At 45.7% G+C, this 14,299-nt stretch carries 13 protein-coding genes; 9 read left to right on the plus strand and 4 right to left on the minus strand.

The annotated features are described in order from the left end of the window. Window positions 1-68: 68 nt before the first annotated feature. Window positions 69-863 carry a helix-turn-helix domain-containing protein gene (locus AC5O63_RS20260; RefSeq protein WP_494506080.1) on the minus strand — a complete coding sequence of 265 codons (795 nt, stop codon included), beginning with the start codon at window positions 861-863 and terminating at the stop codon, window positions 69-71. A 72-nt stretch (window positions 864-935) separates the two neighbouring features. Then, a complete protein-coding gene (gene rarD, locus AC5O63_RS20265) occupies window positions 936-1,850 on the minus strand; it encodes an EamA family transporter RarD (RefSeq protein WP_494506081.1) in 915 nt (304 codons plus the stop codon). Window positions 1,851-2,012: 162 nt separating this feature from the next. Here rarD and recQ point away from each other — a divergent pair, with 162 nt between their 5' ends. The 3 genes from recQ to AC5O63_RS20280 all read left to right on the plus strand — a co-directional run bounded on the left by recQ (window position 2,013) and on the right by AC5O63_RS20280 (window position 5,037). Further along, window positions 2,013-3,851 carry an ATP-dependent DNA helicase RecQ gene (gene recQ / locus AC5O63_RS20270; RefSeq protein ID WP_272785926.1) on the plus strand — a complete coding sequence of 613 codons (1,839 nt, stop codon included), beginning with the start codon at window positions 2,013-2,015 and terminating at the stop codon, window positions 3,849-3,851. Then, window positions 3,844-4,164: a DUF3630 family protein gene (locus tag AC5O63_RS20275; RefSeq protein ID WP_494506082.1), complete on the plus strand. Its 321-nt coding sequence runs from the start codon at window positions 3,844-3,846 to the stop codon at window positions 4,162-4,164. Before recQ ends, AC5O63_RS20275 begins: the two co-directional genes overlap by 8 nt. Window positions 4,165-4,365: 201 nt before the next feature. Continuing rightward, window positions 4,366-5,037, plus strand: a complete 672-nt coding sequence (locus AC5O63_RS20280) for a 7-cyano-7-deazaguanine/7-aminomethyl-7-deazaguanine transporter (RefSeq protein WP_004745505.1) — start codon at window positions 4,366-4,368, stop codon at window positions 5,035-5,037. A gap of 81 nt (window positions 5,038-5,118) precedes the next feature. On the opposite strand, the gene gppA is transcribed toward AC5O63_RS20280, so the two are convergent. Further along, window positions 5,119-6,609, minus strand: a complete 1,491-nt coding sequence (gene gppA, locus AC5O63_RS20285) for a guanosine-5'-triphosphate,3'-diphosphate diphosphatase (RefSeq protein ID WP_239851282.1) — start codon at window positions 6,607-6,609, stop codon at window positions 5,119-5,121. Window positions 6,610-6,616: 7 nt separating this feature from the next. After that, entirely contained in the window at window positions 6,617-7,918 is a 1,302-nt protein-coding gene (gene rhlB / locus AC5O63_RS20290; protein ID WP_171325820.1) for an ATP-dependent RNA helicase RhlB, read from the minus strand. Window positions 7,919-8,029: 111 nt separating this feature from the next. Here rhlB and trxA point away from each other — a divergent pair, with 111 nt between their 5' ends. The 6 genes from trxA (at window position 8,030) to fre (ending at window position 13,858) form a co-directional block, all read left to right on the plus strand. Then, on the plus strand, window positions 8,030-8,356 hold the full coding sequence (gene trxA / locus AC5O63_RS20295; protein WP_004745500.1) for a thioredoxin TrxA: 327 nt from the start codon (window positions 8,030-8,032) through the stop codon (window positions 8,354-8,356). Window positions 8,357-8,556: 200 nt separating this feature from the next. Beyond that, complete coding sequence (gene rho, locus AC5O63_RS20300) at window positions 8,557-9,816, plus strand: transcription termination factor Rho (protein ID WP_004745495.1); 1,260 nt, start codon at window positions 8,557-8,559, stop codon at window positions 9,814-9,816. A 104-nt stretch (window positions 9,817-9,920) separates the two neighbouring features. Next, entirely contained in the window at window positions 9,921-10,916 is a 996-nt protein-coding gene (locus AC5O63_RS20305) for a hypothetical protein (protein WP_004745493.1), read from the plus strand. Window positions 10,917-11,008: 92 nt separating this feature from the next. Next, window positions 11,009-12,865: a 4-hydroxy-3-polyprenylbenzoate decarboxylase gene (gene ubiD, locus AC5O63_RS20310; protein WP_494506083.1), complete on the plus strand. Its 1,857-nt coding sequence runs from the start codon at window positions 11,009-11,011 to the stop codon at window positions 12,863-12,865. Next, on the plus strand, window positions 12,862-13,131 hold the full coding sequence (locus AC5O63_RS20315; protein ID WP_171383442.1) for a 2Fe-2S iron-sulfur cluster-binding protein: 270 nt from the start codon (window positions 12,862-12,864) through the stop codon (window positions 13,129-13,131). The genes ubiD and AC5O63_RS20315 overlap by 4 nt, the downstream gene beginning before the upstream one ends. Before the next feature lie 13 nt (window positions 13,132-13,144). Beyond that, window positions 13,145-13,858 carry an NAD(P)H-flavin reductase gene (gene fre, locus AC5O63_RS20320; protein ID WP_239851278.1) on the plus strand — a complete coding sequence of 238 codons (714 nt, stop codon included), beginning with the start codon at window positions 13,145-13,147 and terminating at the stop codon, window positions 13,856-13,858. Window positions 13,859-14,299: the final 441 nt, after the last annotated feature.

Consider the following 14,299-nt stretch of genomic DNA (forward strand, 5'->3'; position numbering starts at 1 on the left):
TCGATTGATGATTTTAGATAGCTTTAGTGTGCTATGGATTACCTGTGAAAGATTGTAAAAAACTGACACTAGCTGATTTGAGAAGGATTAACGCCGAAAGTGGACTTAAACGCTTTGCTAAAATGGGCCTGATCATAGAAACCTACTTGATACGCCACTTCAGTTCCGCTCACTCCGGATTTAAGCAGTTTCATTCCTTGCTCCATGCGCAGACGGCTCAGCCATGCGTAGGGGGTTAAGCCGACTTTGGCTTTAAAATGGCGTTGAAACTGGGTTGGGCTCAGCTCACACAGTTGTGACAGTTGCTCTAATCGTACTGGCTGATCGAGATTGTCTAACAGATACTCTTTCAAGGTTGCCATAGATTGGTTACCCAAAGGGACAGCGCGTTTTTGCTCTAAACTGCCGTAGTGACGAAATAGGCGTTCAAAACCCTCGTAAGGTAAGCAATCTTTTGCCAGTTGGCTGATGTTGTTGTCTGTTAGCAATAGGTGCAATTGAGAAAGGGGCTGAAACACTTTCTGATCAGAAATAATCAGTTGCTTGAAATGAAGTAAGTCACTCGGTTGCTTTAGCTGAGCAAGGTCGCTAAACCACTCAGGGTCAAGTGCAAACACTCGGGTTTGATAACCGGACTCCAACATGGATTTTCCATCATGCAGTTCATCAGGGGGCATGATGACTAATTGCCCTTCACCAACATGATGGCTAGCACCTTTATAGTGGAACTTTTGTTGTCCACCCGTGATAAGACCAATATGAAAATCAAGATGATAGTGGCGTGAAAAAGCGAACGACTGATAGTTCGCTTCAATCAGGCTGATCTCTTTGTTCTCAGTACTGTGGTAATTGACCTTATCCATAAAACTAAAAAAGCTTGATGAGTATTTCATCAAGCTTATATGTGGGTAAGCGATTTGTCTTGTAAAAAACGATCAGTGTGCTTTTGTCGCTTTCTTCGACTGCCTGTTATTTCTTAGGCCGTCAAAACTGAAGATAACCAAGGCGCCCCAAATGAAGGCGAAAGTAATCGCTTTGTCGAGAGTGAAAGCTTCGCCATATACAAGTACGGCCAGCAAAAACATCAAGCTAGGGCCTATGTACTGGAAGAAGCCTAAAGTCGATAGCTTTAAGCGTGTTGTTGCGCCAGTAAAACAAAGGAGCGGCAAGGTCGTGACGATACCTGCTGAAATGAGTAGTAAATTCAGGTCGAGCGGATTCTCGGTCAAGTGTGACGTTGGGCTGTCAGCAATCCACAGCAAGTAGATAGCTGCGGCTGGAAGTAGCACCAAAGTTTCTATAAACAGGCCAGTTTGAGCTTCAAGGCTGACTTTTTTACGTAATAGGCCGTAGAAACCAAAAGTCAGCGCCAAAGTGATCGCAACAATCGGGATTGAGCCAAACACAAACAGTTGGACCAATACTCCACAAGCGGCGAGTGCGACGGCAAACCACTGTAGTTTACGTAACCTTTCTCCCAGAAAGAGCATCCCCAACAGCACGTTTATTAACGGGTTGATGTAGTAACCCAGACTGGCGTCGAGCATATGATCGGAATTCACCGCCCAGATGAATATCAGCCAGTTAGCGCCAACTAAAACCGCCGTAGTCACTAAATAAAGCAGCTTCTGTTTCGACTTGATCACGTCGCGAACATTACGCCAACGACGACCAAAGTGAAGCAGGGCAGCGAGTAAGAAAAAAGACCACACAACGCGGTGACTCAAAATCTCTAATGGCGAGACTTCAACCAAAGCCTTGAAGTAGATAGGTGCGATGCCCCACATGGTGTATGCCCCAATGGCAAGAAAGACACCCTGTTTCGCTCGCTGTTGTTCTTCTGGAGTCATTTATCTTTACTCGATCATAATTTTTACAAATTGAAACACGCAGTATAAGGAGCATAATCCGATTCACCTAACAATTTGCGGTTTTATTCACCTTTAAACCCCACTACAATGTGCCCCTTGCGTTCGACGCGCACTCATCCTGCAATTCTATTGAGATAGTTCATGACCTCGACACTTTTAGCCCAGTCACCTTCAGCCGATTTGCCGACGCCGCAAAGCATCTTAGAAGATGTTTTTGGTTATCAGAGCTTTCGTGATGGTCAGCAAGAAGTGATTGAGTCGGCGGTTGCTGGGCAAGATAGCTTAGTGATCATGCCAACGGGTGGCGGTAAATCTTTGTGTTATCAGATCCCTGCCTTGGCACGTGAGGGGTTAACGTTAGTTATCTCCCCGTTGATTTCATTGATGAAAGATCAGGTAGACCAACTGAAAGCGAATGGTGTGGCCGCTGAGTGTGTCAACTCCACCATGCCACGTGAAGAGCTGATCTCCGTTTATAATCGCATGCATTCTGGCGCGTTAAAGTTGGTTTATGTTTCTCCAGAACGTGTATTGATGCGCGATTTTATTGAGCGTCTGGAAAATATCTCATTGTCGATGATAGCGGTTGATGAAGCGCACTGTATTTCTCAGTGGGGGCATGATTTCAGACCTGAGTATGCCTCGTTAGGCCAGCTCAAACAGCATTTTCCTCATATCCCTGTCATGGCGTTGACGGCAACCGCAGATGACGCGACGCGTAAAGACATCATGCAGCGCCTGCAACTCGACGAGCCGCATACTTATCTTGGTAGCTTTGATCGCCCCAATATTCGTTACACCCTAGTCGAGAAACATAAGCCAGTTTCTCAGGTAGTTCGCTTTCTTGAAGGACAACGTGGCAGCTGCGGCATTATCTATTGTGGTAGCCGCAAGAAAGTAGAGATGGTGACGGAAAAGCTGTGTAACAACGGCTTACGTGCTGCAAGTTACCACGCAGGTCTTGAAGCGGATGAGCGTGCGTACGTCCAAGAGGCGTTTCAACGTGATGATATCCAGATCGTTGTTGCGACTGTGGCGTTTGGGATGGGGATTAATAAACCCAACGTTCGCTTTGTGGTGCACTTTGATATTCCGCGCAATATCGAATCCTATTATCAGGAGACAGGCCGAGCCGGGCGAGATGGATTGCCTGCCGAAGCGATGATGCTTTACGATCCAGCAGATATCAGTTGGCTGCGCCGCATGTTGGATGAAAAAGATGATGGTCCGCAGAAGCAAGTTGAAGCGCATAAGCTAAACGCAATGAGTGCTTTTGCTGAAGCGCAAACCTGTCGCCGCCAAGTACTGCTTAACTATTTTGGCGAGTACCGTGAGAAACCATGTGGTAACTGCGATATCTGCCTCGATCCACCTAAGCACTTTGATGCCACGGAGCAAGCTCAAAAAGCGCTCTCTTGCGTGTACCGGGTAAATCAAAGCTTTGGTATGGGCTATGTAGTCGAAGTTTTACGTGGGATGCAGAATATCCGTATTCGTGAAAACGGTCATGACAAACTGTCGACTTATGGGCTGGGGCGTGAAAATAGTCATGACTATTGGGTCAGTGTTTTTCGTCAGTTGATCCATAAAGGTTTGTTGTTCCAAAACATCACTCGCAACTCCACTTTGCAATTGACGGAAGAGGCAAGGCCGCTGTTACGCGGTGATATGTCATTAGAGCTTGCTGTACCACGCCTTGATACCGCCGCTCGCGCCGCTAAATCAGACAAGCTGTCGAGCAAAAACTACGATAAGAAGTTATTTGCTAAGTTGCGTAAGCTTCGTAAAGCCATTGCGGATGAAGATGGTTTACCACCATACGTAGTGTTCAGTGACGCGACATTAATTGATATGGCAGAAATACTACCGACTTCTTACGGTGAAATGCTTGCCGTAAACGGAGTGGGGCAGCGTAAGCTAGAAAAGTACGCCGACCCATTCTTAGATCTTATTCAGGAGCACTTAACAAATCATGGCTGATGTCACACCACAAACGGAATTTGGTCTGCTTGATTATCAGGTAGAAGAGGGGCGCATCATCATTCGTGCTCCGCAGTTTGATTTTGATAGCTTTCCTCAGTTAGCTGACAAACTGGTCAAACTGCTATCGGCTTCAGTGGTCGAAAAGCAGTGGGATGCAGATATCCACTCTTGGTTGATTGATTTTGAAGGTTGTCAGCTATTCTTAAAATCAGAGCACTACAGTGAGAGTATCTGGTTTGAAGCACTGGCAATTGAAGAATCTAAACCAGAGCTCGATTTTCTGGCTTCACTATTTAGCAAAGGTTTCTAAGCTGATTTTAATACGCTAACGATTGCGTAGCCTTAGCCAGTTGCAGCTCAAATTGGTTAATGTATAATCGCCCGCCGCGATAGTTATCACAAAAACATCGCGGCTAGTTTCTTTTAACATTGTTGGTAAGAGTCTTTCCTTGGCTTGGAATGGATTCGATTTGGGTTCCCTCACCCCCAAACCAAACTAAAAAGGTATCGCATGAGTAACTTTACCCCTGCGCAGCAGCGCAAAGCCCTTTTTCTATTAGTTCTGTTCCACCTGATCATTATTGCATCGAGCAATTACTTAGTTCAGCTGCCCTTTACCGTTTTCGGTTTCCATACCACTTGGGGCGCATTTACTTTCCCATTTATTTTCTTAGCGACTGACTTAACCGTTCGTATTTTTGGTGCTCAGCTTGCTCGTCGCATCATCTTCTTAGTGATGTTGCCAGCACTGGCGGTTTCATACGGCTTATCTGTTCTGTTCTATGAAGGTTCATTTCAAGGGTTGAATCAGCTTGGGGAATTTAACCTGTTTGTTGCGCGCATAGCGATCGCAAGCTTTATGGCTTATTTGCTGGGCCAGATTCTGGATGTGCATGTCTTTAACCGTCTGCGTCAGCTAAAACAGTGGTGGGTTGCCCCGACATGTTCAACGCTATTTGGTAATGCGTTAGATACCATTGCTTTCTTCGCGATTGCCTTCTATCAAAGCCCAGATCCGTTTATGGCCGAGCATTGGACAGAGATTGCGCTGGTGGACTACGGCTTCAAATTAGTCATCAGCTTGGGTCTGTTTGTTCCTATGTATGGCGTATTGCTGAATTACTTGGTCAAGAAACTCACCGCAGTGAACCCTGACTTTAAAGTGGTTGGCGCTAAGTCTTAATTGAAATGACCAACAAGAAAAAGCCCGAGGAATACTATTCCTCGGGCTTTTTAGTATCTTTCGAACATTGCTCAGTTGAGATTAGTACTCAACAATCGAGAGTGGCCAACCAATATCACTTTGACGGTTTGCTTCTATTTCGAGTTCAGCAGCGGTCAAAGGGTTGTCTTTAAGCCACTGCGCTTTTAGCGTTAGGGTCAGCTTATCATCGTTAGAGCTTAGGGTAATGTTAGGCTCAAGCTCAGGGTTACGACGATGAGTTAATAACACCGCTAAACGCAGCAGGCGTAACACTCGTTTGGCACTGTTGCTGGATAAAGCATGCTGCTCCGGGAGTGATGTTAGCTGTTCACGATAGCGGCGCGTGAGCTCACCTAAGAGATGCTTTTGTGCTCGCGTGTAACCAGGTAAATCCAAGTTTTGCAGCAGGTAAGCACTATGTTCGCCTCCTTTTTTGAAATCGATAGTCAAACCGATCTCATGTAGCTTGGCTGCGGTTTCAAGCAGTACACTACCGTGCGACTCTGCGATCCAATCAGACTGACATTCAGCGAGCAGTTTAGCTGCCATGTTGGCAACTTGCTGACCGTAAGCGACATCAATTTGGTAGCGGCTCTGAACGCTACAGATAGTGCGAGCACGAATGTCGTCTTGCTTTAGCTCATCAACCATTTCATACACTAGGCCTTCACGTAGTGCGCCACCCGCAAGCGTCATTGAATCAATCTCAAGTAGCTCAAAAATCGCGATGAGAATAGAAAGGCCGCTAGGGAAGACTAATGCACGCTCTAGGGTCAGTCCTTCTATCTCAAGCTCTTCAAGGTGATCGGCTAACATTGCTTGTTTTTGCAGGCGTTTCAGTTTGGCGTGAGTAATAACCTCATCCATCCCTTGCGCCAACATGATTTCTTGCAAAGCCTGAACAGTGCCTGATGCGCCGACACATACATCCCAGCCAATTTGAGTGTACTGTTCCAAGATAGGTTGCAGTGTCTCTTTGGCTGCTTGAATGGCATTGTTGAAGTTGGTTACGGTCAACTGACGATCTTTAAAGTGGCGCTCCAGCCAAGTGACACATCCCATTTTCAGACTAGTCAGTGCCTTAGCTTCAAAACCTTCACCAATAATAAGCTCGGTACTTGCACCACCAATATCAACCACTAAACGTCGACCACTACCACCAGAGGTATGTGCGACCCCTTTATAGATAGTCGCTGCTTCCTCTTCGCCGCAGATCACTTCAATCTTATGACCAAGTATCTGATTGGCTTTTTCCAGAAACAGGTCCACGTTAGTTGCGGTACGCAGCGTAGCGGTACCCACGATGCGAATGTTCTCTTTAGGAATATCTTGCAGTCGTTCTGCAAATAGACTCAAGCAGTCCCAGCCGCGTTGCATGGCTTCTAGGCTTAGCGCGTTGTTTTCGTCTAAGCCCGCTGCAAGGCGAACTTTGCGTTTGATTTTAGCCATCGTTTGTACGCTGCCATCAATGTGACGCACAACGAGCATATGAAAACTGTTCGACCCGAGGTCGATGGCTGCGTAAAGCGGAGATGAAACTGCTTGGCTCATAGACGACTTAAGAATCCTTTTGTTGACGTTGACGAGAGCGATTGTTGTTGCGACGGTTGCCTGAACGAGAACCACCTGTATTGGTGCGACGTTGCTGCGGACGGTTTGAACGCATACGTAGCGGTGCAGGTAAATCTTCAATCAAAGCACTTGGGTCGTAGTCTGACACGGGAATCGCGTGCTCGATGTACTCTTCAATCGGAGGAAGGTTAATCGCGTAGTCTTCACAAGCAAAGCTAATCGAATGGCCGCTCGCGCCAGCACGACCTGTACGGCCTATGCGGTGTACGTAATCTTCGCAGTCATCTGGTAGGTCAAAGTTAAACACGTGCGTTACTTGAGGAATATGTAGACCACGCGCTGCAACGTCTGTTGCCACTAATAGGTCAACTTCACCTTTAGTAAACTGCTCTAAGATACGCTCGCGTTTCTTCTGCGGTACATCGCCTGTTAACAAACCAACACGATGGCCGTCAGCAGCCAAGTGGCCCCAAACCGATTCACACTTATGTTTAGTGTTAGCAAAGATGATCGCGCGCTCAGGCCACTCTTCTTCAATTAAGGTTTGCAGCAGAGCCATCTTATGTTCATTAGAAGGGTAAAACAGCTCTTCTTGGATGCGATGGCCGGTTTTAACTTCTGGCTCAACCACAACATGCTCTGGATTATGCATGTGCTCGAATGCCAACTCTTGAACGCGGTAAGAAAGCGTCGCTGAGAACAGCATGTTCAAACGCTCTTTTGGTTCAGGCATACGACGGAACAAGAAACGAATGTCTTTAATAAAACCAAGATCGAACATGCGATCGGCTTCATCAAGAACAACCGCTTGAATGTTGTTTAGGTTAAATACGCGTTGCTTGTAGAAATCGATAATACGACCGGTAGTACCGATCAGAATATCCACACCATCTTCAAGCTTAGCTAGTTGCTTGTCGTAGCTTTCGCCGCCGTAGGCAAGCGCAGCTTTAATGCCTGTGCTCGCAATTAGCGGCTCAGCATCATTGTAAATCTGAATTGCCAACTCGCGTGTTGGTGCCATGATGATGGCACGCGGCTGATTTGGCTTACGACCTTCATGTTCTGAAGTCGTCAGTAGGTGGTTAAATGTAGCAGTCAGGAAAGCGAGTGTCTTACCTGTACCCGTTTGGGCTTGGCCTGCGATGTCTTGGCCGGTGAGCAGTACCGGCAACGCCAAAGCTTGGATAGGGGTACAAAATTCAAACCCTTTCTTCTCCAAACCTTCAGTAATTTGAGGGTGTAAACCCAAATCGGCGAACTTTTGCTCTGTGATATGCGTCTTTTTCATGGTGATAGAATATCAGCTAAAGCTTGCAATAAGAAAGTAAATACATTCCAATAGGGCATCTATTTACTGGTTATCATCCAACCAGTTTCAAAAAACACATTGGAGTGGAAGATGAGTGATAAGATTTTGCAGCTTACGGATGACGGTTTTGAAAACGACGTAATCAATGCTGCAGGCCCTGTACTAGTGGATTTTTGGGCAGAATGGTGTGGTCCTTGTAAGATGATTGCTCCTATCCTGGACGAAATCGCAGATGAGTACGAAGGCAAGCTCACTATCGGTAAACTAAATATCGACCATAACGCAGGTACTCCACCTAAGTTTGGTATCCGCGGTATTCCAACATTGCTTCTTTTTAAAGACGGTAATGTCGCAGCAACCAAAGTTGGTGCGCTGTCGAAGACTCAACTAAAAGAGTTCCTAGACGCAAATCTATAAGTAGTTACTGAGCAAACCGTGCGATTTGAAGAAATGCACGGTTTTGTTTTTGCTGCCTAACAAAATCTAGACTAGGCTAGTATTTAGTGCTAATTTATCGCACGTTAAATAAACAAGTTTCTCTTCTTGGTCGATCCTGTGACCAAATTCATCTTAACTAAATAACAGATCCTATTTTGACTAAAAAAGTATCCACCACCATGAATCTAACAGAACTGAAGAACAGACCTGTGTCTGATCTTGTTAAACTTGGCGAAAGCTTGGGCCTTGAAAACCTAGCTCGTCTAAGAAAGCAAGACATTATCTTCGCCATCCTAAAAGCTCACGCGAAAAGCGGCGAAGACATTTTTGGCGACGGGGTTCTGGAAATACTTCAAGACGGTTTTGGCTTCTTGCGCAGTGCAGACAGCTCTTACTTGGCAGGCCCAGATGACATCTATGTATCTCCAAGTCAGATCCGCCGCTTCAACCTTCGTACAGGTGACTCGATTGCCGGTAAGATTCGTCCACCAAAAGACGGTGAGCGATACTTTGCTCTACTAAAAGTCAATACAGTTAACGATGACAAACCAGACAACGCGCGTAACAAGATTCTATTTGAAAACTTGACGCCACTACACGCAAACGAGCGTATGGTGATGGAGCGTGGTAACGGTTCGACAGAAGATATCACAGCACGTGTTCTAGACTTAGCTTCACCAATCGGTAAAGGTCAGCGTGGTCTGATCGTTGCTCCACCTAAAGCGGGTAAAACAATGCTGCTGCAAAACATTGCACAGAGCATTGCTTACAACCACCCAGAGTGTGAGCTAATGGTACTTCTTATCGATGAACGTCCAGAAGAAGTAACTGAGATGCAACGCCTAGTTAAAGGTGAAGTGGTTGCGTCTACGTTTGATGAGCCTGCATCTCGCCACGTACAAGTTGCTGAGATGGTTATCGAGAAAGCAAAACGTCTTGTTGAACACAAGAAAGATGTAGTCATCCTGCTTGATTCTATCACTCGTCTAGCTCGTGCATACAACACAGTTGTTCCATCATCAGGTAAAGTTCTGACTGGTGGTGTCGATGCTAACGCTCTACACCGTCCTAAGCGCTTTTTCGGTGCTGCACGTAATGTAGAAGAAGGTGGTAGCCTGACAATTCTAGCAACAGCGCTAGTAGATACAGGCTCTAAGATGGATGAAGTTATCTACGAAGAGTTTAAAGGTACAGGTAACATGGAAATTCACCTGAACCGTAAGATCGCCGAGAAGCGTGTCTTCCCTGCAATCGACTTCAACCGTTCAGGTACTCGTCGTGAAGAGCTTCTAACTAAGAATGAAGAGCTACAGAAGATGTGGATTCTACGTAAGATTGTTCATCCAATGGGTGAGATCGACGCGATGGAGTTCCTAATCGACAAGCTAGCAATGACTAAGACTAACGATGAGTTCTTTGACGCGATGCGCCGTCAATAGTCGATAGATTGAATTATCAAACGCCACCATATTTGGTGGCGTTTTTGTTTGCATTATCTATTGATAGCGAGCACAATGGTGCAATATGTTACAAGGAGGTTAACATGCAACAAGGAATGTTGTCGTCGGTACTCCTGTCTATCGCACTTCTTACCGGAGTACCTACCGTCGCTGCAACTGAGATGGAACCTCAGCGTGTGGAGCAATGGTTACAAGAATCTCAAGTTCACGATAAAGTCGCTGAACTCCTTCAGTATGTGGTTGAAGATGATACTGATGGCCTTAACTTTGCGTTGCAAAGGCTATCTCTTCCCGTACAAGAAGTTTCCCGCTATCTACTGCTAAAGAAAATTGAAGACCAAAACCTGATTTTGACACCTAAAATGGCGCTGTTTGTTGAGCAGCAACAGTCAATGGTGCCAACCTACCAAGTGTTAGAAAGAGGGGATGGCTATGAGTTTTCAGTCCCTGCTTTTAATTACCCAGCGATTGCCAACCGCTTACTCAAACAGTGGCGTCAAGATCAGTCAACGCTTGCCTTTGTTTTAGATGCTGAGCGTGGTGAGCTGGATTTGAAAGATTGGCTGACTGGTAGCGATTACCAAGTACAGACTCGTGAAGCTCTGCTGATCCGCGAACTCGATAGCCTCTCACCTGAAGCAGTGAATAACCTCGCTGAACAGTTGACCAAAGCTCCGGTAGTCAGTTGGTTACCTTCATCTCAAGTCATGGTGCGATTAGCTCAAGTCAGTGAAAATCCAGATGTTTATAAACTTCTGTGGCTGATGAAAGCTGACTTTAACAGTGAGTCCGAACTGGTGCGACTGGCTAAAGTGGCAGATAGCTTTTCTTTAGAGCAAGTGATGCAAGCCTCGAATAACCCAAGCCTCAAAGAGCGAGCGATTACCGAACTGACCAAAGTTAGGCCAATGTCGAGCGATGTAAAAGAGTTTCTTATCGCGCGAATGGCGGCATCTGATGATGCAAGGTTCATTGCTGGTGAACTTGCACGCCAAGGTTACTCATCGTGGCTAGAAGAATTAGCCAGTAGCAACCAAAAAGTAAATAGCCGCGCGATCCTCAGTGTGATCGGACAGTAAGGCTAAGACATATAACCACACGAAAAAGAGGGATCGAATGATTCCTCTTTTTGTTATACTGCGTGCAGATTAACCAGCCCACAATTAGGTCTATGAGTTTTAAGGATTTACGCGACTTTGTCGCTCATCTAGAAAAAGAAGGGAAGCTAAAGCGCATCTCTCATCCCGTTGATCCCGACTATGAAATGACGGAAATCAGTGACCGTACCTTAAGGGCTGGCGGCCCAGCTCTACTGTTTGAAAACCCAATCGGCTACGACATGCCTGTACTGACCAACCTGTTTGGTACTCCGGAGCGTGTCGCGATAGGTATGGGGCGACAAGATGTCAAAGAGTTACGTGAAGTCGGTAAGTTGCTCGCTTATTTGAAAGAACCTGAGCCACCAAAAGGTTTTAAAGACGCATTAGATAAGTTACCAGTGTTCAAACAAGTATTGAACATGCCTGCTAAGCGTCTACGTAAAGCCCCTTGCCAAGAGATTATCTGGCAAGGCGAAGAAGTTGATTTGGATAAAGTGCCAGTCATGAGTTGTTGGCAAGGTGATGTCGCGCCGTTATTGACTTGGGGACTGACCGTTACCAAAGGGCCGAATAAGAAGCGACAGAACCTAGGTATTTACCGCCAGCAAAAAATCGCTAAGAACAAAATCATTATGCGTTGGCTAGCTCACCGTGGTGGCGCATTAGATCTACGTGACTGGATGGAAACCAACCCAGGTAAACCCTTTCCTGTTTCCGTCGCTTTTGGAGCCGACCCAGCAACGATTCTCGGCGCAGTAACGCCAGTGCCAGATACATTATCTGAGTACGCATTTGCGGGTTTGCTGCGCGGCAAAAAAACCGAAGTCGTCAAATCGGTTAGTAATGACTTAGAAGTCCCAGCTAGCGCTGAAATCGTTATGGAAGGCTACATTGATCCTAATGAGTTCGCTGATGAAGGGCCTTACGGTGACCACACCGGGTACTACAACGAAAAAGAAAAGCACCACGTCTTTACTATTACCCACATCACAATGCGTAAAGAGCCGATTTATCACAGTACCTATACTGGTCGCCCACCTGATGAACCAGCAGTACTAGGCGTAGCACTCAATGAAGTGTTTGTACCTATTCTGCAAAAGCAGTTTCCTGAAATAGAAGATTTCTATTTACCACCAGAGGGTTGTTCATACCGCATGGCGGTAGTGACAATGAAGAAACAGTATCCGGGTCATGCTAAAAGAGTCATGATGGGAGTCTGGTCCTTCTTGCGTCAGTTCATGTACACCAAGTTTGTTATTGTGTGCGATGAAAAGGTCAATGCACGCGATTGGGATCAAGTGGTAGCAGCGATGACTGAACATATGGATCCGGTCAGAGATACATTATTTATTGAGAATACCCCAATTGATTCATTGGACTTCGCTTCTCCGGTCGTTGGCCTCGGCTCGAAAATGGGGCTAGACGCAACAGTCAAATGGGATGCTGAGTTGGTTGGCTCGGAGCAATCCGTAAAACAACATACCCAATTGAGTGAAGCTGCGCTTAAGAGCTTTATTGAGCATAACCCAGAAGTTATCGATATCTATATCCCATCGACAGCTAAGAATAACAGCTTTGCTATTGTCACTATGGATAAGCAGCACGCTGGTCAATCTAAGCAGCTGGCGCAAAAGGTAGAGCAGTTCTTGCTCGAGCGTGGCGCACCTAAATTCATCGTTGTCTGTGATAGTGATGTGAATGCAAAAGATTGGAACGACATTATCTGGGCTGTGACTACTCGTATGGACCCAGCACGAGATACCAAGCAGGAAGCGGGCACTAATCTGTCTTGCTCTCACCTTGTGTTGGATGCCACTAATAAGCTGGAAGGAGAGGAGGTTGTCAGAGAATGGGGCACACCTATCAAGAAAGATCCTCAACTTGTGGCAAAAATTGATGCGATGTGGGATAAGTTGGGTATTCTATGAATCATTCCGTCATCTTGTTGCCAGATAGCATAGAATTCGAAGTACAAGATGGACAAACGGTGTTGGAAGCGGCGCTCAACAATAATATCCGCTTTCCTCACCGATGCCAGGTTGGTGCATGCGCTGCCTGTTTGTGTCGTAAACTAGAAGGAACAGTCTCTTATCACCTTGAACCTATGCTCACAGAGAAAGAGCAACAACAAGGATGGATATTTGCTTGCCAAGCCTTCGCAGAAAGTAAATTAGTGCTTACTTTTGAAGAGTAAGTAAGAGGAAACCATGACTATTCAATGTAAAGTAAAGTCAATCCAGCCGTTGGCTTGCAATACTTACCAAATTCTATTGCACCCAGAAAGCCCAGTAAGTTTTAAAGCTGGCCAGTACCTAATGGTTGTGATGGGTGAAAAAGATAAAAGACCATTTTCTATTGCGAGCAGCCCATGTCGCCATGAAGGTGAACTGGAACTGCATATCGGTGCTGCAGAACACAATGCTTACGCTCACGAAGTAGTAGAAGCGATGAAAACTGCACTAGAGCAAGACGGTGAGATTACTATCGACGCGCCACACGGCGATGCTTGGATCCAAGAAGAGAGTGAGCGTCCTATTTTGTTGATAGCAGGTGGTACTGGTTTTAGTTATGTGCGTTCTATCCTCGATCATTGCATCGCGCAAAACAAAACTAACCCTATCTACTTATACTGGGGTGGGCGCGATGAATGCCAGCTATACGCGAAACCAGAACTTGAAGAGATTGCGGCGAATAATCGTAATGTTCAGTTTGTACCTGTAATAGAAGAAGCCCCAGCTGAATGGCAAGGAAAAGTAGGTAATGTTCTTCAAGCTGTAGAGCAAGATTTCGATTCGTTAGCAGAGTATGACATCTATATCGCTGGACGCTTTGAAATGGCAGGCGCTGCGCGTGAGAAATTTACCCTAAATAAGCAAGCGCAAGCGGAAAGAATGTATGCCGATGCTTATGCTTTTATATAAAGCTTAAGAATTCAGGTTAAAAAGGGAGCGTTTTGCTCCCTTTTTTTATGCTTTTGCATACAAATTCAACGAACGGTCATTTTTTTCAATTTTATTTGAAAAAGGGCTTGCGCTTAAATCTCAACTCCCTATAATGCGCTTCCACTGACACGGCAGACGCCACAAGGCTTCAGCGGAAAGTCAGTAAAGCCAACTAGCTAAGTTTCAACTCAAATCGAGTGAAACAAAAAATTCAAAAAAAGTGTTTGACACTTCAAATTGAAACGCTAGAATGGCTGCCTCTTCCGAAGTGATGTGAGTCACAAAGAAGAAAGCTCTTTAACAATATAAACCTATCAATCTGTGTGGGCACTCGTTGATGATAATCCAATTAGAAACTTCGGTTTCAAATTAGGTTTCAATGAAACGAAGTGACCATTGAATCTTCGGATTCAGCACAGT

It is taken from the genome of Vibrio sp. SCP2 (assembly GCF_059295395.1).

Excerpts from the sequence above, each read along its gene's own strand:
- AC5O63_RS20260 (WP_494506080.1), bottom strand. The coding sequence starts at position 863 with ATGGATAAGGTCAATTACCACAGTACTGAGAACAAAGAGATCAGCCTG.
- rarD (WP_494506081.1), bottom strand. The coding sequence starts at position 1,850 with ATGACTCCAGAAGAACAACAGCGAGCGAAACAGGGTGTCTTTCTTGCC.
- recQ (WP_272785926.1), top strand. The coding sequence starts at position 2,013 with ATGACCTCGACACTTTTAGCCCAGTCACCTTCAGCCGATTTGCCGACG.
- AC5O63_RS20275 (WP_494506082.1), top strand. The coding sequence starts at position 3,844 with ATGGCTGATGTCACACCACAAACGGAATTTGGTCTGCTTGATTATCAG.
- AC5O63_RS20280 (WP_004745505.1), top strand. The coding sequence starts at position 4,366 with ATGAGTAACTTTACCCCTGCGCAGCAGCGCAAAGCCCTTTTTCTATTA.
- gppA (WP_239851282.1), bottom strand. The coding sequence starts at position 6,609 with ATGAGCCAAGCAGTTTCATCTCCGCTTTACGCAGCCATCGACCTCGGG.
- rhlB (WP_171325820.1), bottom strand. The coding sequence starts at position 7,918 with ATGAAAAAGACGCATATCACAGAGCAAAAGTTCGCCGATTTGGGTTTA.
- trxA (WP_004745500.1), top strand. The coding sequence starts at position 8,030 with ATGAGTGATAAGATTTTGCAGCTTACGGATGACGGTTTTGAAAACGAC.
- rho (WP_004745495.1), top strand. The coding sequence starts at position 8,557 with ATGAATCTAACAGAACTGAAGAACAGACCTGTGTCTGATCTTGTTAAA.
- AC5O63_RS20305 (WP_004745493.1), top strand. The coding sequence starts at position 9,921 with ATGCAACAAGGAATGTTGTCGTCGGTACTCCTGTCTATCGCACTTCTT.
- ubiD (WP_494506083.1), top strand. The coding sequence starts at position 11,009 with ATGAGTTTTAAGGATTTACGCGACTTTGTCGCTCATCTAGAAAAAGAA.
- AC5O63_RS20315 (WP_171383442.1), top strand. The coding sequence starts at position 12,862 with ATGAATCATTCCGTCATCTTGTTGCCAGATAGCATAGAATTCGAAGTA.
- fre (WP_239851278.1), top strand. The coding sequence starts at position 13,145 with ATGACTATTCAATGTAAAGTAAAGTCAATCCAGCCGTTGGCTTGCAAT.